Source organism: Alteromonas genovensis, from assembly GCF_010500895.1.
GTDB classification, from domain to species: Bacteria; Pseudomonadota; Gammaproteobacteria; order Enterobacterales; family Alteromonadaceae; genus Alteromonas; species Alteromonas genovensis.
The window spans coordinates 1-25,780 of the sequence record NZ_JAAAWO010000001.1 but is presented as its reverse complement, the minus strand read 5'-3'; the positions used below and the strand labels follow the sequence as shown (position 1 = coordinate 25,780).

Genomic DNA, 25,780 nt, shown 5'->3' with positions numbered 1-25,780 from the left:
TAAACTTCACGCTTCAAAGTTTGAAATATTGAAAAACTAGGCCACAAAAAAGCCGATATTGAGTGTCACGTTGTGGACATATCAATATCGGCTTTTTTTTATTTTTAACGGTTTGAAGTCTGTTGTTAAGGCTTTTGGTTAACACCGCTTAGCTAAACCTGCTTCTTTATAACGCTCTTTTAAAACTGCTTCTTTGTAGCTGCTTAGTCGTGACCGCCACAACAGCCACCAGCTTGGTCAGCCCAGTTTTTAAACTTCGTGGTTTTACCGATACCCGGGTTAAAGCTATTCGTTGGGTCGAGCTCTCGATAGAAGTTACGCAGTGTTTCTTTAGCTGCGTACTCATGCCCCACATTGTGTTCTGCTGGGTATTCGGCCTTGCGCTCGTCAAAGGTGGTTAATATTTTATTTTTTAGCACTTTTGCATCAGCGCCTTTTTTGACGATGTAATTTTGATGCATCACGTGGCAAAACAGATGACCGTAATACAATTTAGTGTCTATCTGTTCATCAATGTCTTTAGGGAGTACTTCAAACCATGCAGGGTCGTTACGACGAAGGGCCACATCTATTGTCATCATAGCGCCCACTTCCTTGCCGTGCATAATATGATAACGACCAATTGCACCACCCGCTACGAAACGATGAAGTATTGCCTTATCGGCTTCATCTTCGGTACATTCGAAATAGCCACCTTCGTTGGTTTTGAAAAATTCATTGAGGTATTGGCGAGCTTCATCAACACCATCATTACTCATTTCTAAAATCCAGTGATGCTGGTATTTATCTCTGAATTCATCCATGCGTTTAGGCAAATGATTCGGAAATAAATAGCTAAAAGCCTGCATAACACGGTCTGACATTTTATTCGGTAAAAAACCTAATTTATCCGCGAACGCATCGAACTTACGTTTAAAAGCAAACAGTTGAGGGATAAACTTTGCACCCAGTTTATTGATAACAATAAACATGTCTTTACCGTATTTCTTCGACACGTCGTAACAGTCGCGATGCAAATACTCACCAGAGTCAGGCAAGTGCTTAAAGCTAGAAAGAATGTCTCTACGTACTGATGTAAAAACGTTCGCATCGTTTGACCCCACATAAAACACCTGCTTTTTATCCGGTATGGGGAAGGTGTCTAAACGAACGGCAAATACAGCAAGTTTTCCCGCACATCCAGAGGCATCATGCAGTCTGCGACCATCGTTGTTATAGCGCGATGGTGTGTCTGAATCGACGTCTCGCACCCTAGCATCGTATTCATTGTCCGACGCCCTTGCATCAGGCTGCTCTACATCAGAATCCGTCCAACGTTTGTTTTCTAGATTCTCAAGGATTTCTTCAGGATCATTGCCCAATTTGATGCCGAGGTTATTCACCAGTGAGAGCGTGCCGTCTGCGTCAATTTGTGCAAATAAAGCAAGCTCTGTATAAGCTGGTCCGCGCTTAACAAGCGCCCCGCCGGAATTATTACAAATGCCGCCCACTATTGATGCGCCGATGCATGAAGAACCAATCACTGAATGAGGCTCTCGACCATAAGGCGCTAGCTGCTCTTCTAAACCGAATAACGTACTGCCTGCAAGGCCAACTATTTGCTTGCCCTCGTTCACTAACTGAATATCGTCAATACGCATGGTGCTGATGATAACAAGGGGTCTATCGTATTCTTTTCCATCAGGCGTAGAACCACCAGTAAGGCCTGTATTTGCTGCCTGCATAATGACTGCTACGTCTGCATCGACACATAGCTTTAACACTCGCCAAATTTCTACCAGCGAACCCGGTCTTACCACTGCTAACGCTTCCCCAGAGCCAAAGCGAATGCCTTTACAGTAAGGTTGCTTTTTGGCTGAGTCGGTTAGTAAATAAGATTGTCCAACAACATTTTGCATAGACGTAATCAACGACTGGGTATCAAGGTGCACGGCCATGGGTCTCTCTACGTTAAAAACAGGAATTTCTTGCTGGTGAGGAACTATACACGAATGCGAAATAGAACAAAGAGGGAACCGTTAGGTTCTTAATACAATTTACTTATATTTAATGAGACTAAAACCGGTAAACCCATGAGCTTTTTTAAAGCGTAGCGTTGAATATGCGGTTCCTAGTTGAGTTGTGATACATTGAATGCAGACAACATATTCATATGACACCAGAAAATGAAATCAACAGCTCAGCCCCCTGTACTATTCCTTTTAACCGCACGCCTATTAAGCGCACGCCTGTTAACCGTAATGGTGATAACCGTCCTATCTTCACTGCTATTTGCTACATCAACGATGGCGGCCAATAGCAAAAGTAGTGATAAAAGTACGCTCTCTTATGCGCCTAGTGAATCTCCTTTACAGGATGTGATTGATGCACAAGAAAAAGCAAAAAATAACGACACGCTTTTGTTGGTAGTGTTAGGTGCAAAGTGGTGTCATGACAGCACAGGTCTTGCTTCACACTTTGAATCAGAAGCACTTCAACCTATCTTAGAAAAGTACTACACAACCCTACTTGTGGATGTAGGTTTACTGGAGGATAGACGCAGCATCACTGAACGGTTTGATTACCCCATTTATTACGCTACCCCCTCGGTGATGATTGTTGAACCTAACACAGGAACCTTACTTAACCGCGCCAGTATGGCGAGGTGGGCACATGCCGATAGCATTCCGCTTATTGATTATGTTGAATATTTTACCGCTCATGGCGAATTAAGTGAGCAAGAGATTGCTGTATTGCAGTCTTATACTCCTACGTCTGAAGAGATGTCTTATAACGCGCAGTATGCTGCTCGCTTACAGGCGGCCTACAAGGCGCTATCGCCTTTGTTAAAGGATGATATCAATGGTGAATTAGAAGGTGACACAGCTGACAATTTTTACGCTATGTGGAGAGAAGTTCGCCAGTTTCGTGCGACTTTGCAAAAGGAGCTAATGGAGCGAACTCAAGCACAGCTAAACCCAAGTGAAGGGTCAATAGAAACCAAAAAGGCCACACTCACTGAGCATGGCCCTTTTTCATGGCAGTGACCCGTCCTAAATAGCGCCCTAAGCGTTTTGGGGCTTTGAACGTCTGGCGGCAGAATGACTGCTGCCGTTACCTTTAGACTGACTTTGGCCCGCAGAATTACCGCGATTTCCACCTTCCGTATTTGATGAGCTGCGTCTCTTGTTTTTAAACTGAGCCCCAGTTTTATTTGCACCGCTCTTATTAGCACCGCCTCGATTTGCGCTTCGTCCATTCTCAGAACCCTGAGATCGATTTGCACTACCGGACGTTTTTGCCGCTTTAGGCTTCTTAGGCTTTTTCGGCGCAGACAGTGTGGTGGCTGGAACCGGCACCTGAGGAGCAAACCCTTCTAATGTCTCTCTTGGAAGCAGTTTTTGAATGAGGGTTTCAATATCTTTAAGACTTTGAAGTTCATCCACACTCACAAAAGACCATGCTTGTCCGCTTGAACCTGCGCGTCCTGTTCTACCAATTCGATGAACGTAATCTGCAGGCGTATTTGGCAAATCAAGATTCACAACAATGGGCAACTCACTGATGTCGATGCCTCGAGCGGCGATGTCGGTTGCTACCAATACGTTAATGTCGCCTGATTTAAAATCTGATAGTGCTTTGGTTCTCGCACCCTGGCTTTTATTGCCATGAATAGCGGCCGCTGGAATCTTCGCTTTCGACAGTTTGTCGGCAACGCGATTGGCACCATGCTTGGTACGGCTAAATACGAGTACCTGACTCCACTTTTCCTGCTTTATAAGGCTAATAAGCGCTGACGTCTTTTTAGACTTATCGACTGCAATCAAATGTTGCTTCACTGAGTCTACGGTAGTGTTTGCTGGCGCCGTAGAAATGTGAACTGGATCGCGAGTAATCGTTTGCGCTAATGCCGTAATTTCTGGCGAAAATGTCGCAGAGAAAAGTAAACTTTGACGCTGGGAAGGCAACAGCTTAAGTACTTTTTTAATGTCATGGATAAAACCCATGTCCAACATTCTATCTGCTTCATCTAACACAAGTACTTCTAGCTGAGAAAATTTCACAGCATTTTGTTGATATAAATCGAGAAGACGACCCGGGGTGGCGATAAGCACATCAACACCTTTTCTCAACTTCATCATTTGTGGGTTTATACCTACACCACCAAATACAACTGCCGTCGTTAACGGCACAAAAGTGCTAAACGAACGAATACTTTCTTCAACTTGGGCGGCGAGCTCTCGAGTAGGCGTTAGCACTAAGGCTCTAATGTTGTTGCCCGACGCTTTTTTACCCTCTAATAGATTGTGCAATATAGGCAGGCCAAATCCTGCCGTTTTTCCGGTCCCGGTTTGCGCAGCAGCAAGTACATCTTTCCCTTCCATCACGACGGGAATTGCTTTTTCTTGAATAGGTGATGGTTTGCTAAACCCTTGTTTTTCGATTGCTTTCAACAACGGCTCGGCAAGCCCTAGATGGGAAAATGACATTAATTAACTAACTCCTGAAAAATTGTTGCTTTGTCTGATAAAGCAGTAGGTACCTGTGGGTGAAGCGAGAATGCCGTTTTGCTAACCGATGGGCTATTTTGCTAACCGATGGGTTTAAAATATAAAGGGGATGACCAAGGCACCGAAGCGACTTAAAAAGCTCTTTTGATTTATAGTACAAGATGGAATAAACGCACGCTACTATCCTGTCAAAGCGCGCGCGGAGTCTATCATTTATAGCATGTGATAACCAGCACACTTTTTAATCATGGCATTTCTGCGCATCGTTATTTAGCGCTTTTTCGGCAATTAATTGACTGTGCTAGACTAAGGGCTGTTATCTGTGCTGTACGGATTTTGGTAGCTATTTTTGGCAACCATTTTTGGCAACTAAATACTTTGCGTTCTCGCTACGTATTCACAGGTGCAATGATTCTGTATTAATAGCATGCAATAAAAATAAACAGCTACTGTAAAAATAAACCTTTACCAAATCAAAGATACAGTATAAAACGCGTTTGCTGCATACATAGTCGTATGCTTTTGGAGAAATAAACAGAATGAACATAGAGCACTTTTATCAAGCGGTAGAAAGTAAGCTACTCATTATTGAGTCGTCGTTGCTGTCGACTAGCTTTTATATTCAGCTGATGATTATTGCTTTTATCTATTTAAGCGCGTTTTTGTTTTCCAGACAGATTGAAAAGTCTCTTAGATTGACTAAAAACGAACCACAGCACGGCGCCCATACACTGCACGGTTTTTTGTACAACGTCGGCCGCGCCCTATTCCCTATCATTACCATTAGTTTACTCAAGTTTTCTACAGTACTTGGAGAAAGGTTTCAGTTTGACGCATGGCTATTAGATATCGCCGTTGTAGTTGCCGTGCTCATTTTTGTGAATTCGATTATTAACGGTTTTGTAGAAAATAAATCCACCGCGCGGCTTATGCGAGTTGTGGGTTTACCTATTTTGTTTTTACACCTTATTGGGCTACTTCCTATAATTAATGAAGCCTTGGCATCTATCGCAATTTCAGTAGGCAATGTTCAAATTTCTGCCTATGGCGTTGCCCGAGTTGTTATTTTCGGCGGGCTGCTCTTCTGGTTAGGCCGAAGCTCCAATGCCATTGGCCAAGACATTATCAGAAACCATAAGTCGCTAGATTTATCGACAAAAGAAGTGTTTGCAAAGCTTTTTGAAGTGGCGCTATTTTGCGTAGCGTTTATTTTGTTGCTCAATGTGATGGGCATAAACCTAACCGCATTAGCCGTATTTGGTGGAGCCTTGGGTGTTGGACTAGGCTTAGGTTTACAGTCTATCGCCTCAAACTTTATCTCGGGCATTATTATTCTACTCGACCGCTCATTAACTGTTGGCGACTACGTAGAGCTAGAGGACGGACGAAAAGGGATAGTCCGCGAATTTAAGATGCGTTACGCAGTATTAGAAACCTTTGATGGCAAAGATATTTTAGTGCCCAACGAAAAATTCATCAGCTCACTGCTTATCAACTGGACGCACAAAGATTCAAAACAGCGCTATCGCATCGATTTTTCAGTGGCGTACAAAACCGATATCCGCTCTATGGTTGAAATTGTGAAATCTGCTGTCGCTGACCACCCGCAGGTGATAGGCGGTGAAGGCATTCCATTTGAAGAACAGCCAGACTGTGAAATTGATAGTTTTGGAGACTCAGGGGTTAATATGTTCATTGAGTTTTGGATGGAAGGGGTAGACGATGGTAAAAACCGCGTGGGTGGCGACTTGCTGTTGACGGTTTTTGAAACCTTGAGAGAACACAATATTGAGATACCTTTCCCTCAACGTGAAGTACGTGTACTCAATGAAAGTGACGAAGTGTCTAAGATGAGTATAAAAACGTCTGAATAACGCTTGGCTCTAGGTAATCTGAATCCTGTTTAAAGAATGGTGCAAGCATTTGTTCTATAAAATATAAATTAAAATTTCAAACTCAGTACTGCTCGAAATGCGAAGTGCAAGGCGCAAAAGTCACGTAATAGTTGTTCTATTACTTGCTTTTGCAACGCAGCAATTCGCGTTTCTAGTGGTGCTGAGCGCCGTTTCTTAAACAGGATTCAGGTTATTTATATAGATCTGGTTTATAACATTGTTACCTGCGCGCTACAGACTTAAAAGCGGGCGCGCAGTGTGTCCCACTGCCACTTATCAGCAGTAAGCCCTAGTAAGCTGCAAAACGCCTCATAGTCTTGCTTGCCCATAGCCGAGGCCACTGTTTTTAGTTGTGATTTAGCCTTTATTGCCTTCACTTGCAAAAGCTCTAAGCGAACATCCGCATTGTTATCAAAGTTATCGTTAATAATTGCATCGGCTTTGAGGGTTGCGTCCCATGCGGTAAGTACATAATTCAACAGTTTCATGTATACCGTGACCATGGATTTACGGCCAATGGCTTGTTCAAAAAGAGAGCCGACAAAGAGGCGTTTCATTGCAGCTTCCGATTCTAGCTGCACACTATCGTTTAATTGATTGAGCTGTACTAAGAAATCGCTGAGTAATTTGAAATGAAGTTCACTGTTAACTTGTGAGTCGTTCAGTAGATTTATATCGTCACTCAACATGTCTAGCGCGACGAGCGTACGCTGTGGGCTTGTCATAAATTTATTGCCTGTTAACTACCAAACGCACCGGATGCAGTGCTATCTTCGACCTATTAATAACACAGGCCTTAAATAAATTGATGATAATCGTAACTATCATGCATTTAGCTGTAAAGCGGGTCAACTGAAACCAGAATACACCGTTTGAAAAGCAGCACTGTGTTTTAGAAAGAACATAGGTTTTAGAAAAATTATATTGTTCTAGAAAAGGAAAACGGGGCTAACGCCCCGTTTTTTACTGCTTAGTGTTTAATTACATTTCTAGCTTTGCGGTGACATCGTGACGCAAGTCAAATCTGTCTAACGTCATCACCTTTGTCCATGCATCGACAAAGTCAGTAACAAAGCGCTCTTTGGCATTGTCATAAGCATAAGCTTCTGCAACTGCGCGTAATTCACTGTTTGAACCAAACACAAGATCAACTGGCGTACCTGTGTATACCACTTCACCTGAGCTGCGATCTACGCCTTCGTAAACAGCAGGATCATCGGTCTTTCTCCACTTAGTCGACATATCGAGCAAGTTAACAAAGAAGTCGTTGCTTAACGCGCCAACGTTGTCCGTAAATACGCCGTGCTTGCTACTTCCAGTGTTAGCGCCAAGTGTACGCATTCCACCGATAAGTGCCGTCATCTCTGGCACAGTCAAGCTTAGCTGATCTGCTTTGTCTACTAGCATTTCAGTTGGCGAGCGATAGCTTGCTTCTGCATCGTAGTAGTTTCTAAATGCATCTGCTGTTGGCTCAAGCAATGAGAAAGCATTCACATCTGTTTGCTCTTGCGTGGCGTCGGTACGGCCTACAACAACAGGCACTTCTACACTAACACCTGCATTCGATGCTGCTTTCTCTATAGCGGCAGCGCCACCGATAACAATCAAATCGGCTAACGATACTTTCTTTTTCGAAAACATTTGAGAATTAAAGTCGTCTTGCACTTCTTTAAGCTTAGCGATAACCGACTTCACCAATTCTGGCTCGTTCGCTTCCCAACTTGCTTGAGGCGCAAGCGCTAGGCGTGCACCGTTTGCACCACCACGGTAATCTGAAGCTCTGAAGCTAGCTGCAGAAGCCCATGCTGTTTTAACAAGCTCTTGGATTGAAAGACCCGTATCTAAAATTTCGCCTTTCAACTCTTTCACATCATCCGCTGAAATGGCTTTGTAATCTGCAACTGGCACCGGGTCTTGCCAAGTGAAGTTTTCTTCTGGAATATCGTTACCCAAGTAGCGAGCCTTCGGCCCCATATCGCGGTGCGTAAGTTTAAACCAGGCTTTCGCAAATGCAGTTTGATACTCTTTAGGGTCTGCTAAAAAGCGTTCCACAATTTTGCGGTACTCAGGGTCGTATTTTAATGCAAGGTCGGCAGTGGTCATCACTGGCGCGTGCTTTTTGCCTTCAACGTGTGCATCTGGAACAGATTGATGGGCAGATTCGTCTTTAGGGATCCACTGCACTGCACCTGCTGGGCTGCGCGTTTGCTTCCACTCAAAGCCCATCAAGTTTGACAGATACAAACTAGTCCAGCGAGTTGGCGCCTGTGTCCAAGCTCCTTCCAAACCACTGGTTACTGTATCTTCCGAATGCCCTTTGCCACAGTTGTTTTTCCAACCTAAACCTTGCTCTTCTAAACCCGCAGCACCCGGCTCGCCTTCTAGGCAATCGGCAGGTTTGTGTGCACCGTGCATTTTACCGAAGGTGTGACCACCGGCGATTAGCGCTACAGTTTCTTCGTCGTTCATCGCCATACGTTTAAACGCAGTTCGAATGTTTTTCGCCGAGCCCATAGGATCAGGAACGCCTTTAGGGCCTTCTGGGTTTACATAAATTAGGCCCATGTGCGTTGCGCCTAAAGGACGTTTTAGCTCGCCATCGCGCTCTTCACGATCACTTGCCAGCATTTCCACTTCTGGACCCCAGTACACCATGTCCGGCTCCCAGTCGTCTGTACGACCGGCTGCAAACCCGTATGTGTCAAAGCCCATGTTTTCCATACCTACGGTACCAGCAAGTATCATTAGGTCACCCCATGAAAGGCTTTCACCGTACTTTTGCTTAATTGGCCATAGTAAGCGACGTGCTTTATCGAGGTTACCGTTATCTGGCCAGCTGTTAAGCGGGTTGAAGCGCATTTGACCGCCATCACCGCCGCCTCTCCCGTCTAATGTGCGGTAGGTACCTGCGCTGTGCCAAGAAAGACGAATAAAGAACGGACCATAGTTACCGTAATCTGCTGGCCACCAGTCTTGAGACGTGGTCAGCAATTCGTTAACGTCTGCTTTTACTTGGTCTAAGTCCAATTTTGAAAACGCTTCTGCGTAGTTAAAATCATCACCAAGGGGGTTTGACCGGCTGTCGTGGTCTCTAAGCGCAGATAAGTCTAGTTGATCTGGCCACCAGAATTGGTTGGTCTTAGCTTGGAATGGTTTGGACATTCCAGTGCCTTTAGCGCCTGCTGGCTTGCTGATTTCTTGATTAGCAATGGCGCCTGTTGCACTTAACGATAATGCTACTAGTGCAGATAGCGTTGTTTTTTTAAACCTTATCATGGTCATATTTTCATCCCGTTGGTGCTAGTTGTATCAAAACGAATGAAGACAATTCTTCTTTCGAAATTCAATTAACAAATCATTTACTTTCAACGACGATAAAGATAGTCAGAAGTTTCCGCTTGCGATAGTTAATAAATTGGATTCACCTAATAGTATTTTCCAATCAATAAATTTATTATTAAATATCATGAAGTTACAGTTAAACCAACGCAATGACTCGCATCATTCTCACATTTTAATCGAGATTATCGTTTACAGATTAGTACGACTGGGTTACGCATGAATGTGATTTGCTTTTCCTTGCTTACCTGTTAAAAGAAGTAAAAACAAAAACGGCGTGCTTAACACGCCGCGGCGGGTCTTATCCGTCAATGCCTTTAATTAATTTAGCGAGTTCCTCAATTTTTGACACCGTCGTTTTAACAAGATTATCGATTTCATTTGATGAGGATTGAGAATTACCGGCTAAGGTTCTTACTTCATCAGCAACCACTGCAAAGCCCCTTCCCATCTCACCGGCGCGCGCTGCTTCAATAGCTGCGTTCAGCGCCAGTAGATTTGTCTGTTCCGATATAGAGTTAATGGTACCGACAATAGTGCTTATGGTCTGACTTGTAGTGAGTAGTTCTTGCATTGCCCCTTGTGTATCGTTAACCGCTTGTTTGCGAGAAGACACATTGATGGCAAAAAATACATAACGGGTAATTTGCCCATTAAAGTTTTTCAATGCACTTACTCTGGCGTCAAACGCTAAGTATTTGTCATTGTTCTTAAACTCTAAAATCTTAGATACAAAGCCGGTTGAATTCAGCTGCGATAAATCCTCAGTGGTAAGGCGAGACATGAGCTCTCGTGCAAAATCTTTAGAATCGTAAGCACCTTTAATAGTCTCTTTGAGTAATTTATTAGCTTCTATTAATTTACCATCTGGTTCCATTTCTAATAGCACTAGCGCACTACCAATAGCATTGAGTTTATTCGTGAAGTCGAGGGCCATTTGTTTAACGCGAGTGATGTCGGCCTGAACGGCAATAAAGTTAACTAACTGGCCTTCGTTAAAAACCGGATTGATAGACAGTGACGTCCAGTAAGGTGAGCCGTCTTTGCGATAGTTGAGGATTTCATCGTAAAACGCCTCGCGATTTTTAAGCTTCTGCCGAATAACGTCTACGGTTCTGTGGTCGGTCTCTTCGCCCTGTAAGAACGAACCTGGTTTTTTACCCTTAACCTCGTCTAAGCTCCAGCCTGTAAGACGATAGAAGCCGTTGTTAACATACTCAATTAGCCCATCGGCGTTTGAAATAATAACCGCGTTATCCGTTTCATTAGCAACTAAAGATAGCATGCGCTGTAATTCACGTTGCTCTACTTCTTCAGTAACGTCTCTCACAAATGCGGTATACAGCGTTCTATCTGCTAGCCGAACCTTAGAAAGAGACAGTCTGCCCCATAATTCTTTACCGTCTTTTCGCTCTACCCGTACTTCACGACTAGTACCAACAATTTTATCCTGTCCGGTCTCTCTGTTTGCGTTCACATAGTTGTCGTGGTTTGCCTGAATGGCTTGGGGAACCAACATTTTGACGTTTTTCCCAATCACTTCCTCACGACGATATCCCCAAAACTTTTCAGCCGATGCGTTAAACAACGTCACCTCGTTGCGTTCATTAATACACACCACAGCATCAAGGGCCTGCTCTAGGGTTTGCTCTACAATTTCTCGAGCTTCGCGTTCTTCTGTAACGTCCCGTACGAATGCGGTGTAGTGTTTCTTTCCACCAACGATGACCTGGGAAAGTGCTAATTGCACCCATATCCGCTGCCCAGACTTAGTCTCAAGCTCTACTTCTCGAGAGCTACCAACTATCTTGTTCACATTCGTATTACGGTGGGTATTCACATAGCTGTCGTGATTTGACTGATGCTCTCTTGGTACGAGCATTTTAATGTTTTTGCCCAGTACTTCAGAGGGAGCGTACCCCCATAACTGCGACGCAGCGTCGTTGTAAAACGTTATATTATTATTTTCATCTATCGTTACAACCGCAAGTATTGACTGGGATAATGCTTGTTTAGCCGCATTTTCACGGGAAAAAAACGCCATCTCTGTAAATCTCCGATATTTGACCAAAGAAGTTTATAGACGAAGAAATTGGTTTGCGCGAACGAAAATACGCTCAACAGCGTGAAATTATTACAAAACTTTACCGTAAACGCAGATCACCTAAACACCTAGGAATAATATTAATTTCAATAAAAACAGTCATTTGTTTAATTATTTTAGACTAACAGTAAACGGAATGATTTCTGCAACCGTCACTTGTTAGAAAAAGTAATTAGTCAGAGGGTAACGCAATGACATCGCAAAATAATATATTTGAACCGGGTGAAAACTGTTGGGTAAAAAGCAATGCCACTTTTGCTGCGCCCTTGATTGACTGCGGGAATTATTACAAAGCGTTGCACAGTGCGATTGTCAAAGCAAAGCACAGCATTTTTATCGTTGGCTGGGACATCGATAGTCGAATTCGCCTCCTGCGTGGTGAAGATGAAGAACAAAGCGAAGCGCCAAGTAGAATAAGCGACTTGCTAAAATGGAAAGCTGAACAAAACCCCGACATGAAGATTTACTTGCTTCGCTGGGACTCTTCATTGGCATTTTTTGCTCAACGAGAAATGTGGGCAAAAGAGGCGTGGGATGAAAAAACCCCTGACAATGTAAAAACCGAACTCGACGACACCATTCCAATGGGCGGAAGTCAGCATCAAAAAATTGTACTTGTTGATGATGAGTTGGTTTTTTCTGGCGGAATGGATGTTTCAACCAACCGTTGGGATACAAGGGATCATCCTGTTGTGTCTGAAGAGCGTGACGGACCAGATGGCGAGTATGGCCCCCTGCATGACGTTCAAATGGTATCAAGTGGCCCTGTAGTGGCCGACTTCTCTAAACTCGTTCGTTGGAGATGGCAGCGAGTAGCAAACGAAACGCCCATTATGGTGAGAGAAGATGCAAATGTAAGTATAGATGCGCCTATCCCACCATCGTGGCCGCAAGATTATCCGCCGATTTTTGAGAATGTTGAGTGTGCACTTGCTAGAACCATCCCATTTATGGATGAAGTAGAGCCCGCGCAAGAAGTGCGCAACATGCTGCTCGACCTCATCAACGAAGCTGAATCGATTATCTATATTGAGAATCAGTTCACCACCCGCCAAGAAATTGCAGAAGCATTAAATAAGCAGCTAAAATTAAAGCCTGACTTGAGCGTATGTATTGTGAGTTCTTACGAGCCAAAGGGAAAGTTTGAATGTGAAGCGTTCTGGGCCAGTAGAATACAGTTTAAATCTATCTTAGAAAAAGGTATCGCTCCTGAGCGAGTAAAAGTTACCTACTCGTCTATTGAAGATATGCAAGGCCGCAGAGCATACAAGCGTATTCATTCAAAGGTAATGACCATTGATGATAAGTATCTCGTTATTGGCTCATCAAATTTGAGCAACCGCTCAATGACCTTAGATACTGAAATTGACACCATACTGTTTGGCAACACACCTCAAAATAGACAAAGCATTGCCCATGTGAGAAATGACCTTTTAGCAGAGCATACGGGCAGAACGATAGAAGACATGGAAACGATTCTTAAAGAGTCACAGCCTGTTGACGCCCTTATGCGCGGCCAAATCGCACACGGGTACGTTTTAACTGAAGTGCGAGATGAAATATTTACTGAGCAGTCGAGTAACAATCTTTTTCGATCATTGTCAGACCCCGAAGAGCCGCTTATTTCTATTCCCACGTTAGGCGGCGCTGTAACACCTGCTAGAAACCCAAGACGCCGCAGTATAATGATAGCCATCGGCTTAACCGTATTGGCGGTACTTGGCGGTCTTATGTTTTGGGCTAGCCAATCTATTTCTTGGCTAAGTGCCGATAGCATCAATGCATTTTTAGAGGAAAGTCGGGGCACCTATTTTGCCCTACCCACTGTGCTTCTTGTTTATGTAATAGGCGGCATTCTCTTTTTCCCTGTGACCGTATTATCCCTCGCCGTTGCAGCCATTTTTGGCCCTATTTGGGGCCCTGTATACGGGATGATGGGAGCATTGTTAAGCTCGGCCATACTGTTTGGTATTGGTAAGCTTTCGGGCAATGCCGGCTTACGAAAACTGGGTGGACCGAAAGTTGCTGCCGTTGATGAAAAACTTAAGCGCAGCGGCATAGTAGGTGTTGCAGCTATACGTATGTTGCCTGTAGCCCCTTTCAGCTTAGTGAACCTGGTGGCGGGTATTTCATCCATCGGTATCTTTCAATTCTTGGTAGGGACTTTTCTTGGTATGTTTCCACCGATGATAGCAAAAGGCCTAGTGGGAGACTCGATTACTCAGATTTGGCGTAACCCTTCTATTGAGTCGATTAGCTACCTTGTAGCAGGCATATTACTTTGGGCGTTTCTGATATGGGGTTCGCAAAAATTTGCACGCTATTATCAACAGAAGAAACAGGCCGATGCGTCTGATAAACAATCGGAAAATAGTGAGAGTGAAGAATGTGCCGCATAGTTTCTTATAATATTCACGGTGGCATAGGAACGGATAAGCAGCATGACTACAAAAGGATTGGGCAGTATCTAACACAACTTGGTGCTGACATTGTGTTATTGCAGGAAATGGATACCCGTCCAAGTGACAGGGATACGGCGCAGGATATTAACGATATCTGCGCCAACAATGCGTTTAGTCTTACTGCATCCCCGGCACTTACTGAGCCCGATGGGTGGTACGGCAATGCAGTGTTGAGTCGCTTTGACGTTTTGTCTACAGAAACATTGGATGTAAGTCAGGACGGTAGGCAACCGCGAAATGTTCAGTTAGTTGAACTTCAAACGGAAAAAGGCCCGTTAACAGTGGTAAATACGCACAAAGGGCTTAAAACAAAAGAGAGAAAATCTCAGTTCTCGCTGTTGCATACCTATTTAGAACAGCGGTTAGAGCGCCACCCAACGCCTATGGTGCTGGCCGGCGACTTCAACGAATGGCAGTTTTTCTCAAAAGCGTTTACGTCTTTAAATTCATTGCTACACCAGCAAAAAATGGGGGCGACATTTCCTAGTAGCTTCCCTGTTTTTTCACTCGACAGAGTATGGGTATCAAGTGATATTCGCGTGCAGAAGTACGGCAAAGTTAAGGACAAGAAAACCGCTGTAATGTCAGATCATCTTCCTGTGCTTATCGATATCGAATTACCGGAACAAGGTTAATAACCAATTATCATCACTATCTGCACTTAGTAACTGATGTGGCAAATTCAAGCTTGCCGCACCAGTGCTGAAGGTCATATTCGGCGCTAACCACCTTTTTGATAGTACCCAAGGCTTGTTGAATATGCCGTTGTTTAACTGCATTTTTGTCTGTAAATGCGAACACCGTGCGGTGCATATCTGGCTCTACTATTTTAACTGACTCGACTAGGCCAGACTCTTTAAGATGAAAAATAGCGGATGTAGGCAGAATCATTACGCCTTCACCATTAATAACTTGTCGCAAGCCTGTCATTAATTGTCCGGAATAAGCGTGATCATGATTTAACATTACACCTGTTTTTTGTTCGTAATACGCAATTAACTGCCCTAGTGAATCTTTTTTTCCCGGCGAGAGCAGTGGAACCTGCCGCAACTCACAAAACGAAACTTCTGCTCGATGACGAAGAAACTCAAATTCTCGCTTTTCAGTAGATGCAGAAAACACCAGGTGCATTTCTTCTTGAATCAAAGGGGTAGCATGTGTGCTTTTTTCATCGACAGCTTCTCGATAAGTTAACGCGATATCGATGTGCTTTGATTCAAGCCAGTCTTTGATGGTGTAGGAAGGACCTGTACTTATTTCTACTTTTAATCTCTCACTCGATTTACCCATTTCAGTAAGCAGCGGCAGCGAGACCACATTTCCAATAGAGGGAATAAGGCCAATTTTAATCACTCTATTTTGCGAGTGACTTTCCTCACTTACTGCATTTTTGGCAATATCCATTTGCTCTAAGAGTGCCGTTGCATGAGTAAGGAAAATTTCGCCAGCAGCAGTAAGAGTTATACCCGCAAAACTGCGGTTGAATAAGGTGGCTTTAATCTCTCTTTCTAAGCTTGCCAATTGCTGACTCACCGCAGGTTGAGCAATACTGAGCGCTCGTGCTGCAGACGCAATACTGCCTTTCTTCGCGGCGGTAACAAAATATTCCAACTGTTTTGAATGCACAACACCACCTCGGTGAAATTTATGAATCAACATACCAATGCATACTTGCTCACGCGGCCGCTGTGTCGAATAGGTAGTAATAAGCCGGCAATTTATAGCTAAGTCAGTTATTGCCAGAGACTGCTCTCAGCAAGACTGTTTACAGTAGGGCTGTTTACAGTAGGGCTGTTTACAGCAAGACTGTTTACAGTAGGGCTGTTTACAGCAAGCATGCCTAGCATTGCTCCTTTGTATAGATGAGAGCAGCAAAGTATATGCCACCAAATTGGCTCACAGATTTGCTCCCAAATTTCTTCACAAGGTCTCTCACGTACAGCCGTATCTATCGACTACGACATACAACGTGTTTTTTTTCTGGCGTCTCATCCCTAAAAATTTAAAGTATCGATTTAATTAGCTACAGACCAATAAAATCAATGGTTCGAGGACAGGCTCAATACTTTCCTTATACCCCTAAATAATGTTCTTTCTTCCTCGCTGATAAAAGAGCTTTTAGCCTACGAACATGAAACGCATTTTTTTAAAATGGGCGTAGACGGGAATAGTCGCTTTGCATAGCGCCTTTGTTGTGCAATGTATTGCTTAAAATCAGTGCATATAAGCGACGTGAATAACGACACTTATAACAGCACAAATAGGAACGCATACAAGAACGCCAAGCCTGGCTACTGTTAAACGCTCAAGTTCATCAATTTATCAGTGCAACAAATTTCAATGGAGCAAAAGCGTTAATGGAAATAGAACTACTGTTGTTTGTAGTTACATTGTGTGCAACAGGTGCAATTGCGGGAATAACTGCAGGCCTGTTCGGCAATGGTGGAGGCTTTGTTGTAGTACCTGCCCTTTTAGCCGTATTTCCTTTCTTCACTCCTCCTTCAGAGGCATTGGTAAAAGTGGCCATTGGAACCTCGTTAGCCTCTATTGTTGTTTCAAGTGCTCGTTCTGTCATGGCCCATAAAGCTAAAGGCGCTGTGGACTTCGACATACTTCGCTCGTGGAGCATTTGGCTTGTGCTGGGTGTAATAGGTGGAGTGGCGATAGCAAGTTATACCAGCGCTAACGGCCTCACCGTGGTATTCGCGGCCGGAGTATTATTGTACTCGGTGTATTTTTTATTTCCTGAATTCGTCGTTCGACCAGGCCTTGTATTCGCGATGCCCACGGGAAAGGGTAAAGCGTTGCTTGCCTTCGTACTAGGAGGCTTTTCTGCATTGCTGGGTATTGGTGGCGGCACACCAACCGTAATCACCATGGTGATGTGCAAACGCAGTATTCAGCAAGCTGTAGCTACCGCTGCAGGCGTTGGCTTTTTAATTGGGTTGCCCGGTGCTATCGGTTTTTTATTTATGACGCATTCCCAAACCGGCGCACTGCCGTTTGGTACCGTAGGCTACATTAATCTACCTGCTCTTGTGGCTATTAGCATTGGCGCTATTTTTACCGCGCCTATAGGAGCAAAAATGGCTCATAACTTTAGTGAAAAAAGACTGAATCGCTTATTTGGTATCTATCTCGTGCTTGTGTCTAGCGCTATGTTCTATAAAGCAATGTAGGCGTGAAGCAAAAAATTAATGATGAAGAAAAAGGAATAACACCATGACTATGAATCGCTCAAGACGTTTATTTCTTGGCGGAAGCGCCGCGGCCACAGCTGTAGGAGCAAGCGGCATTATTACCACCCTAGGCGCTCAAGCAGCTACCGCTCAGGCATTAAAAAATCAACCGCCACTTCGCTACGGCCCTAAGCCTGGCGTAGCTAAGCTCAATGCCAACGAAAATCCATTTGGACCGAGCCCCGCTGCACTTAAAGCTATATCGGATGCTGCAGTGCAAGGTGGTGCATACTATGCCTACCCTGCAGCCATGAGATTAATAGACATGATTGCAGAGCGACACGGCATTGAAAAAACAAACATATCGTTGAGCGCAGGCTCAAGCCCAATTTTATCTTATACCGCGTTAGCGGCTAGTCAAAAGGGCAATATTTTAGGGCCTGATCTATTTTGGGACACCACATCCAAAGCACCTGAAAAACAAGGGGGTCATGAAATTATCCGCGTAGCTAATACGCCCGCGCTAGATATTGATTTAGACGCTATTTACAACGCTATCGATGGCTCTATTTGTATGGTGCACATATGTAATCCTAATAACCCAACTGGAAAAATTTTAGACCCTAAAGCGCTGAAAGAGTTTTGCATTAAAGCCTCTAAGAAAACGCTGGTGCTGGTAGATGAAGCATACAACGAACTTACCGATGATCCATCGGCACACACCATGATCCCACTAGTTAAAGCTGGCCACAATATTGTCGTGGCTCGTACCTTCTCGAAAATTTATGGCCTTGCGGGTATGCGGGTGGGTTACCTAATAGCATCAGAACAAAATACTGAATGGGTAAATCAATACGGGATGGGTAATTACACGTTAAACCAAGCCGGTCTTGCGGCAGCGATTGCAAGCTACAACGATGATGCATTTCTCACGTTCTCTAAAGATAAAATTTTACAGGGACGCGCTATGGTGATGGATGCTGTGAAAGCTAACGGTTTGACAGCCGCATCATCGAGTACTAATTTTGTATTTGTCAATTTAGGAAGTGGAAATGCTGAACACTTCAGACGTGCAATGGCTGAAAAAGACATATTGATCCGAGGTATTTACAGAAGCTACAACAATTGGTCTCGGGTTAGCATGGGCACAATTAGCGATGTGCAAAGGTATATTGATGCAATACCAGAAGCCCTAGAAAAGATGGAAAAAGCCCAAAACGCTTAACCACTAACCCTATTCATGTGCGCTGAATAACACGGCGCACAAATTCGCCCCCCTATAAGCATCTTCATTTGCCCCTTTGTCCCCACTTTTAGACTTAAAGTATAATACGCACAAAAGTCACTTTTGCCATATAATCTCAATTGTTGAAAGTACGGCTAACTGCAAACTTTTTCTCATAGATTGTTGCAGTAACGCTAATCTTGCACATACTTTACTACTGTGCAGACACGATGGATGCCATCTGGGAGATTTTTTAATGTCGATATCTGTTTTAGTTGCTGATGATTCTAAGCTGTCTAGACGCAGTGTTATTCGTGCATTGCCACAAGATTTAGACTATACCATTAGTGAAGCAACGAATGGCCAAGAGGCCATAAACTTGCTAGCAGAAACAACGTTTGATCTACTATTGCTCGACCTCACTATGCCTGAGGTAGATGGCGTTGGCGTGTTGGAATACCTTCATGATCGAGCAAGTACACTTAACGTCATTGTTATCAGTGCTGATTTTCAGCCAGAGAAACAGAAGATTGTGATATCCCTTGGCGCAAAACGCTTTTTGAGAAAACCACTAGACAAAGAAGAGCTCGCTATGGCGATGTTCGAATTGGGGTACTTATGAGTATTGTGTTACCACTTGACGAAGATCAAAGAGATGCGCTGCAAGAGTTGCTCAATATATCAATGGGGCAAGCTGCAAATTCACTGGCTCAACTCATTGAAACGAAAATTGACATTTCTATCCCAAAAATTTCTACGGTGACACCAAACGAACTGTATGGTTTGCTGTTTGAAACAAAAGACGCCTTTTATACGCGCCAGTCATTTTTGGGTGATATCCATGGCGAAGTCATGTCGGTGCTATCACAGTCTGGTCTGGTTGAAGTGGCAAAGTTGATGGACTACGAAGAGCCTCTTACAAAAGAAGACATTCAAGAAATCATACTCGAGCTTTGTAACATTCTTGCAGGTGCTTGCTTAGCGGGGCTGTCTGATCAGCTAGAGCTGACCACTAACTTAAATATGCCAACCCTATTTCAACCTGAAAAGTCCAACTTTAGCGACCTGCAGTGGCAGCATACCTTAGTGATGGAGGTGCAATTTATCATTGCCATATCATCATTCAGTATGCGCGTTGTTTTTTGTTTAGACGATGAATCTCTCATCAGAATGAAAGACACATTGGATGAGTTACTCGGGTAATGTTCGAGCAACTCGTTAGTAAACTTCCCGTCGGGATCGGCATCGTTGACGAAGCATTCAACGTGGTTTACTTGAATGACTTTTTTTTAGACCGCTTGCCACACGAGTTGCGAAAAGATTACAAAGAACAGCCTGTTACTGAATTATTCAAAGGCCAAGGAAAGTTCCTTAAACGGCGACTTAAGTCGGTGTTTGTATTGCAACACCCCAGCTTTAGTTATTGGGAACAACGGCCCCACATTTTCCCGTTTAAAAGTAGCCGCCCTATTACGGGTGAAGAAACCCAGATGTATCAAAATATGGAAATTATTCCTATAAAAGATAATACATCTGATAGAAAGTTAGCCTGTATATTCCTTCAAGATGTGACGGCCCAAGCCAGCTATTTTCGTGCCCAGCAAAAGCTTTCTCAAGCGCTTAAAAAAGAACACGCTGAACAGCGCAAACTCATCAGAAAACTGGACACCGCACAAAGCCAGCTTATTCAAGCTGAAAAAATGGCCTCTACGGGACAGCTAGCTGCAGGTATCGCTCATGAAATCAATAATCCTATTGGCTTTGTTACGGCAAACTTAGATACCTTGTCTCAATATGCCTCTCACCTTTTAGCGATATGTGATGGTGTAGAATCGCAAATCACCCACTTTACTGAAGAGATGCAAGAGCAGATGCAATCTCTGTTTGAAAGTAATCACTATGCTCTGCTAAAAGACGATATTACTGAGCTTATTGATGAGTCGAGCGAAGGCTTAAGTCGTGTGCGAGACATCGTTGAGAACCTTAAGAACTTTTCTTTAGAGACCGCTGATGGCTATCAAAACATTGAAGTATGCAGCGTGGCAAAACAGCTTATTACGTTAATATCGGCGCAGTATGCAAAGCCTGAGTATAAGTTTGAATGTGCTAAGGAAAAGCTAGAAGTCATCGGCGACCCTGGCACGCTTAAGCAAGCACTGATGAACGTGATGGTTAACGCAGCCCAAGCCATTGAAGATAAAGGCTTTATAAAGCTAAGCATTATCGAAAATGACAATGATATCGCGTTTAAAATTTTAGACAGTGGATGTGGTATTGCCGAACAAAATCTAAAGCGTATATTTGAACCTTTCTTTACTACAAAACCGGAAGGGCAAGGCCAGGGGTTGGGTTTATCCGTTGCCTATACCGCAATAGAGAAACACCAGGGAAAAGTGTCTATAAGCAGTAAAGAAGGAAAAGGCACCGTTGTGCAAATTACGATCCCCAAAAGCCCCCCGCAATCTTTCTCTACTGATAATTCAGAGCCCGCGACTGAAGCGTTTTCAAAATAGCGCTAACGAAAAACAAACACGCAATAAGCAATTTTCTTATTATACATTCGCCGGTTAGTTTAGCCGCTCTCAGTGAGTTGCTGTCAGTTTAGCGGCCGAGCACTGAGTAAACTAATACACTGTCACCTACTAGTGTTTTTGTTAGCTCTCCCTCGGCAACCAAATAATTTAAATGGGCGTAACACTCTGCCACGGCAAACACCATATTTCTGCTTGAGAGCTTTCGCTTGAACATCACGGGCAGTAGCTCAGCCACTGTTTGAGGGGTAGCACACGCACTTTTTAATGCACTAAGATGTTGATGATGATGAGCAAGTAATTCATCAACCCGTTGGTGCAAGCCTACAAATGGGAGCTTGTGAGCGGGTAATACAACTGTATCTTCTGGGAGCGCCTTGAACGGAGGGAGCGTGGTAAGGTAGTCATTCAAAGTAAGCGCGTCAGGCTCGGTAGAGTAAGCGCCTATGTTTGGCGTTATCATAGGTAGTATGTGATCGCCTGAAATCAACACCCCTTTACTTTCGCAGTACAGACAAGCGTGCTCTGGAGAATGTCCCCTTCCAACCAATACTTTCCACTCATTATTATCAAATGACAGCACATCGTTGTGCTTCAACCGCGTATAACTCACTGGAATGGGCGATACAACCTGGCTAAACCCCTTGCCATCTCCCTGCGTAAGCTTTTCAACTAACTCACTGTCTAGTCCAGCTTGACTAAAATAACGGACATCTCTTTTATTCGGCGCACCATTTTTACCCGCACAAAACGCTCTAGCAGTGAAGTACTCAGTTTGTGACATATAAAAAGGAACATCAAATTCGTCGGCAATCCAACCCGCTAACCCAATGTGGTCGGGATGAAGATGGGTGACGATAACGGCAGATATATTGCCATTGAGCTTTTCAAATATCTGTTGCCACAACACTTTCGTTGTCGACGTACCAATACCCGTATCAACAACTACCCAGTTGTCTCCATCTTTAATGAGATAGAGATTAATGTGGTCAAGTTCAAACGGCAAAGGCATAGTTAGCCACATAACACCGTTCGCAATTTCAACAAGTTCACCAGGCTGTGGCTGTTTGTCTGCTAGATATTGCATGGCATACCTCTTTTAAAGATACAAAATTGATTATACGGGACGTTACTTCTAACGCGGCTTAAACGTAAAAACAAACGTATCTCTCGAATGGACATCTATAGTAGTAAGTTATAACAATGTGCTGACTTTGTAGTTAATGGAATGAGGATAACCAACAGCGAGGTGCGGTATACTTAGCTTTTTCTGGCTGAGCACCTGGTTTTTAATACCTAATTAGCACCAATAGGTTTTAAAAAGTGCTGGTAGCTAATTACTTAACGTTGATAAACAAAAGAAAAACATGGCGTGATTAAACAAGGTTATATTCTCAATAAAAGTACGTTTACCGAAAAGGGGAAAGCGTTTGTTGAGCTATGGGTGAAAACGCACGAAAAGACGATAAAGTTAGTGTCTTCGCCTCAGCAGCCCACTTGTTTTGTTGCTATGGATAATAAAGACAAACTTATTAGTGCCTTAGCCGCCTCAGGTGTATTGCGCCGAGATGTGTCCTTTCCCTCTGACCACTTTAAAACGCTAGAGCAAATACCGGTCGTTACTGTAAAAACAAACACCGAAAGCCAAATGCACAAGCTTAGAAAAATCGCGACCGAAAATAGTATTACGCTCTATGAAGCCGATATTCGGTTAGCCGACCGATACCTTATGGAACGTTTCATTTATGGTGCTATAGAGTTTGTTTCTCCTAACAACGACAATGAAATAATTAACGCTCGAATTAGAGCATCTAATTATTTGCCGGCATTTACGTGGGTGAGTATTGATATTGAATGTGATGAGAACGAATCACTATTTAGCATTTCTATCGCAGGCAAAAGTCATAACGAAGTCATCTTAGTTAGGCCCCCAACTTTCGAAAATAAAATCATAGAATCAACTAATCAGTGTTACACGTTGACGGTGGTTGATAGCGAGAAAAAACTTCTCAACCTGTTTTTCTCCCGTATTTGCAGCATTGATCCAGATATTATTTTGGGCTGGAATGTGAAGCAGTTTGACTTTGCTGTCATAGCGCGACGTGCAAAACGCCAGAACGAAAAGCTATTGATGGGCCGACAAGGCAGAGAGGCCACGGCAAGAGAGTGGGATGACCAAGTACTGGTTAATATACCGGGCCGCTGCATTGTCGACGGTATAGAAGCGCTAAAAACAATGACATATCACTTTGACTCGTTTTCTTTAGACAATGTAGCCGAGCAGCTTTTAAACGAAAATAAGCTTATTCAAGAAGACGATAAACTCAAGGCAATCAAGCATCAGTATTTGCACGAGCCCTTGTCTCTTGCCAACTACAATTTTAAAGACAGCGAACTTGTAAACAGTATCCAACAAAAAACCCAGTTTATTGATTTCTTAACGCTGCGAGGCACGTTGACGGGACTTGAGTTAGGTAGACCCGGTGGGTCAGTTGCCGCGTTTTTAAACGTATATTTACCAAAGCTGCATAGAGAGCATTACGTTGCTGGCGTGCGACCGTCAAATGGCGGGCTTGCAAGCCCTGGTGGATACGTAATGCGTTCCTTACCGGGACTGTATGATGATGTACTGGTTTTAGATTTTAAAAGCCTTTATCCGTCAATAATACGCACATTTAATATCGACCCTTTAGGTTTAGCTGAAGGCCTACTATCTCCCGAAAAGGCCATACCAGGCTTCAAAGGAGCTGTTTTTAGCCGTACCAAACACTTCTTACCCGACATTATCAAAAGTCTATGGGCCCAACGTGACGAAGCAAAACGTCAAGAAGACAAACCCCGCTCTCAGGCTATCAAGATCATAATGAACTCGTTTTATGGCGTTTTAGGTAGTGGCGGTTGCCCCTTTTACGATCCAAGGCTTGCTAGTTCAATTACCCTACGTGGACATGACATTATGCAGACCACGGCGAAATGGATTGAAGAGTTAGGGTATACGGTTATCTATGGTGATACAGACTCAACTTTTGTTCACTTAAATGACAATGTTTCTCTCGGTACGCCAAAGGAAACAGGTAAGCAGCTTGCTACAATCATAAATCAGAGGTGGCAGACACTCATCGCTGAGGAATTTAACCTAACCTGTGAGCTAGAAATTGAATTTGAATCTCATTTTACCAAGTTCTTTATGCCCACTATCAGAGGTTCATCAGAAGGTAGCAAAAAGCGTTACGCCGGTATTCGACATACCGGTAATGAAAATACTGAGCCTCAAGGTGCAGCTAATAAGGTTGACGGTACCACTTTTTCTGAAAGTAACGTCGGTGAGAGTAATGAAAACGAGGAGTTAGTCTTTAAAGGACTAGAAAACGTTCGCTCTGATTGGACACAATTAGCAAAAGACTTTCAATATGAATTGTATAGTAAAGTGTTTAAACAGCAGCCTGTGAAACAGTTTATACGAGATACGATTGATAATATAAACAGCGGAGAAGCAGACCAACAGCTGGTCTACAAGAAGCGTTTAAGAAAACCGTTATCGTCTTATACAAAATCTCATCCACCTCATGTGAAGGCTGCTATTTTGGCCGATAAGTTAAATGCAGAGCGCCAAGCACCATTACAATATCAACGTAATAGAACCATCGCTTATGTTATTACACTAAACGGCCCTCAAACCAGCGATATGGTGAGCTCCCCCTTAGATCATAGCCACTATATTGAAAAACAAATCCGTCCCATAGCAGAAAGTATTCTGCCTTTAATCGGAATAGATTTTAGCGACATCGTCGACGACCAACTCATGCTCTTTTAATAATTAGGATCAGGTCCGTATTCTTCGACAATAAATCGATGGTTGGAGTCAGACTCACATTCTTTGACCGTTTGTGTGGTTAACGCGTTATGGCAAATAATTGTGGAGATCTGCTTCCATCTATTTTGTTCGACAACCACGCTTAATCATTATGCGCTGCAAGAATCAAACGATAAAAGGGAGTCAGAACCGCATTCTTTTATCGTTTGTCTGCTGTAAGCAGTGTGGATAATGATAAATAGGGATCTGACCCTAAATATTGAGTCGGATGTGATGAAAGTTGTTCGGAATTAATCTGGACCTGACCCCCATTTATTTTTTGGGGCAGAAAGCAAAAAACCCGCCGTTAGGCGGGTTTTTCTTAATGGGACCTGGCAGTGTCCTACTCTCACATGGGGAAACCCCACACTACCATCGGCGCTAATACGTTTCACTTCTGAGTTCGAAATGGAGTCAGGTGGTGCCGTATCGCTATGGCTGCCAGGAATAAACTGGTTAACAATTGTGGAAAATCTGATATCAATGCAATCAAAGAGTAATCATGTTTACTTTTCACTCTACTTGCTTTATTCGTTTTGTGCTTGTCATTTTACAACACACCAGCCTAAAGCCTTTTGGGTGTTGTATGGTTAAGCCTCTCGGGCAATTAGTACAGGTTAGCTTAACGCCTTACAACGCTTCCACACCCTGCCTATCAACGTCATCGTCTATAACAACCCTTCCAGAACTTAAAGTTCAGGG

General features: G+C 43.5%; 17 protein-coding genes and 2 rRNA genes. 10 read left to right on the top strand and 9 right to left on the bottom strand.

Annotated elements, in window-relative coordinates; all coding sequences use genetic code 11:
• Window positions 1-203: 203 nt before the first annotated feature.
• The gene (gene dld, locus GTQ48_RS00095; RefSeq protein WP_163104281.1) at window positions 204-1,937 is read right to left on the bottom strand and encodes a D-lactate dehydrogenase; all 1,734 of its coding nucleotides are present in this window, start codon (window positions 1,935-1,937) and stop codon (window positions 204-206) included.
• A 228-nt stretch (window positions 1,938-2,165) separates the two neighbouring features.
• Between dld and GTQ48_RS00090 the strand changes: the two genes are divergently transcribed.
• Window positions 2,166-3,026 (top strand): glutathione S-transferase family protein, encoded by an 861-nt coding sequence (locus tag GTQ48_RS00090; protein ID WP_163104279.1) that lies wholly within the window; start codon window positions 2,166-2,168, stop codon window positions 3,024-3,026.
• A gap of 18 nt (window positions 3,027-3,044) precedes the next feature.
• Here the strand turns inward: GTQ48_RS00090 and GTQ48_RS00085 are convergent, their stop codons facing one another.
• The gene (locus GTQ48_RS00085; RefSeq protein ID WP_163104277.1) at window positions 3,045-4,469 is read right to left on the bottom strand and encodes a DEAD/DEAH box helicase; all 1,425 of its coding nucleotides are present in this window, start codon (window positions 4,467-4,469) and stop codon (window positions 3,045-3,047) included.
• Between the two features lie 650 nt (window positions 4,470-5,119).
• Here GTQ48_RS00085 and GTQ48_RS00080 point away from each other — a divergent pair.
• Entirely contained in the window at window positions 5,120-6,364 is a 1,245-nt protein-coding gene (locus tag GTQ48_RS00080) for a mechanosensitive ion channel family protein (RefSeq protein WP_420837582.1), read from the top strand.
• 260 nt (window positions 6,365-6,624) lie between these two features.
• On the opposite strand, the gene GTQ48_RS00075 is transcribed toward GTQ48_RS00080, so the two are convergent.
• The 3 genes from GTQ48_RS00075 to GTQ48_RS00065 all read right to left on the bottom strand — a co-directional run bounded on the left by GTQ48_RS00075 (window position 6,625) and on the right by GTQ48_RS00065 (window position 11,768).
• On the bottom strand, window positions 6,625-7,110 hold the full coding sequence (locus GTQ48_RS00075; protein WP_163104273.1) for a hypothetical protein: 486 nt from the start codon (window positions 7,108-7,110) through the stop codon (window positions 6,625-6,627).
• Window positions 7,111-7,366: 256 nt separating this feature from the next.
• Window positions 7,367-9,667 (bottom strand): catalase/peroxidase HPI, encoded by a 2,301-nt coding sequence (gene katG, locus GTQ48_RS00070; RefSeq protein WP_163104271.1) that lies wholly within the window; start codon window positions 9,665-9,667, stop codon window positions 7,367-7,369.
• Window positions 9,668-10,025: 358 nt separating this feature from the next.
• The gene (locus GTQ48_RS00065; protein ID WP_163104269.1) at window positions 10,026-11,768 is read right to left on the bottom strand and encodes a PAS domain S-box protein; all 1,743 of its coding nucleotides are present in this window, start codon (window positions 11,766-11,768) and stop codon (window positions 10,026-10,028) included.
• Between the two features lie 251 nt (window positions 11,769-12,019).
• Here GTQ48_RS00065 and GTQ48_RS00060 point away from each other — a divergent pair, with 251 nt between their 5' ends.
• Both GTQ48_RS00060 and GTQ48_RS00055 read left to right on the top strand, forming a co-directional pair.
• Window positions 12,020-14,227 carry a VTT domain-containing protein gene (locus GTQ48_RS00060; RefSeq protein ID WP_163104267.1) on the top strand — a complete coding sequence of 736 codons (2,208 nt, stop codon included), beginning with the start codon at window positions 12,020-12,022 and terminating at the stop codon, window positions 14,225-14,227.
• Window positions 14,215-14,925, top strand: a complete 711-nt coding sequence (locus GTQ48_RS00055; RefSeq protein WP_163104265.1) for an endonuclease/exonuclease/phosphatase family protein — start codon at window positions 14,215-14,217, stop codon at window positions 14,923-14,925. Before GTQ48_RS00060 ends, GTQ48_RS00055 begins: the two co-directional genes overlap by 13 nt.
• Window positions 14,926-14,941: 16 nt before the next feature.
• On the opposite strand, the gene GTQ48_RS00050 is transcribed toward GTQ48_RS00055, so the two are convergent.
• Window positions 14,942-15,949: a LysR family transcriptional regulator gene (locus GTQ48_RS00050; RefSeq protein ID WP_203565034.1), complete on the bottom strand. Its 1,008-nt coding sequence runs from the start codon at window positions 15,947-15,949 to the stop codon at window positions 14,942-14,944.
• Between the two features lie 698 nt (window positions 15,950-16,647).
• Between GTQ48_RS00050 and GTQ48_RS00045 the strand changes: the two genes are divergently transcribed.
• The 5 genes from GTQ48_RS00045 to GTQ48_RS00025 all read left to right on the top strand — a co-directional run bounded on the left by GTQ48_RS00045 (window position 16,648) and on the right by GTQ48_RS00025 (window position 21,207).
• On the top strand, window positions 16,648-17,469 hold the full coding sequence (locus tag GTQ48_RS00045; protein ID WP_163104263.1) for a sulfite exporter TauE/SafE family protein: 822 nt from the start codon (window positions 16,648-16,650) through the stop codon (window positions 17,467-17,469).
• A 43-nt stretch (window positions 17,470-17,512) separates the two neighbouring features.
• A complete protein-coding gene (locus GTQ48_RS00040; protein ID WP_163104261.1) occupies window positions 17,513-18,694 on the top strand; it encodes a pyridoxal phosphate-dependent aminotransferase in 1,182 nt (393 codons plus the stop codon).
• A gap of 256 nt (window positions 18,695-18,950) precedes the next feature.
• The gene (locus GTQ48_RS00035) at window positions 18,951-19,316 is read left to right on the top strand and encodes a response regulator (protein ID WP_163104259.1); all 366 of its coding nucleotides are present in this window, start codon (window positions 18,951-18,953) and stop codon (window positions 19,314-19,316) included.
• The gene (locus tag GTQ48_RS00030) at window positions 19,313-19,897 is read left to right on the top strand and encodes a chemotaxis protein CheX (protein ID WP_163104257.1); all 585 of its coding nucleotides are present in this window, start codon (window positions 19,313-19,315) and stop codon (window positions 19,895-19,897) included. The genes GTQ48_RS00035 and GTQ48_RS00030 overlap by 4 nt, the downstream gene beginning before the upstream one ends.
• The gene (locus GTQ48_RS00025; protein ID WP_163104255.1) at window positions 19,897-21,207 is read left to right on the top strand and encodes a sensor histidine kinase; all 1,311 of its coding nucleotides are present in this window, start codon (window positions 19,897-19,899) and stop codon (window positions 21,205-21,207) included. Before GTQ48_RS00030 ends, GTQ48_RS00025 begins: the two co-directional genes overlap by 1 nt.
• Before the next feature lie 88 nt (window positions 21,208-21,295).
• On the opposite strand, the gene GTQ48_RS00020 is transcribed toward GTQ48_RS00025, so the two are convergent.
• Window positions 21,296-22,312 (bottom strand): MBL fold metallo-hydrolase, encoded by a 1,017-nt coding sequence (locus GTQ48_RS00020; RefSeq protein ID WP_163104253.1) that lies wholly within the window; start codon window positions 22,310-22,312, stop codon window positions 21,296-21,298.
• Between the two features lie 285 nt (window positions 22,313-22,597).
• On the opposite strand from GTQ48_RS00020, the gene GTQ48_RS00015 reads away from it, so the two are divergent.
• Entirely contained in the window at window positions 22,598-25,039 is a 2,442-nt protein-coding gene (locus GTQ48_RS00015; RefSeq protein WP_163104251.1) for a DNA polymerase II, read from the top strand.
• A gap of 369 nt (window positions 25,040-25,408) precedes the next feature.
• Here GTQ48_RS00015 and rrf read toward each other — a convergent pair.
• Window positions 25,409-25,524: ribosomal RNA gene (rrf, locus tag GTQ48_RS00010) — 5S ribosomal RNA — on the bottom strand.
• Window positions 25,525-25,664: 140 nt separating this feature from the next.
• Window positions 25,665-25,780, bottom strand: a 23S ribosomal RNA gene (locus GTQ48_RS00005); the annotation flags it as partial.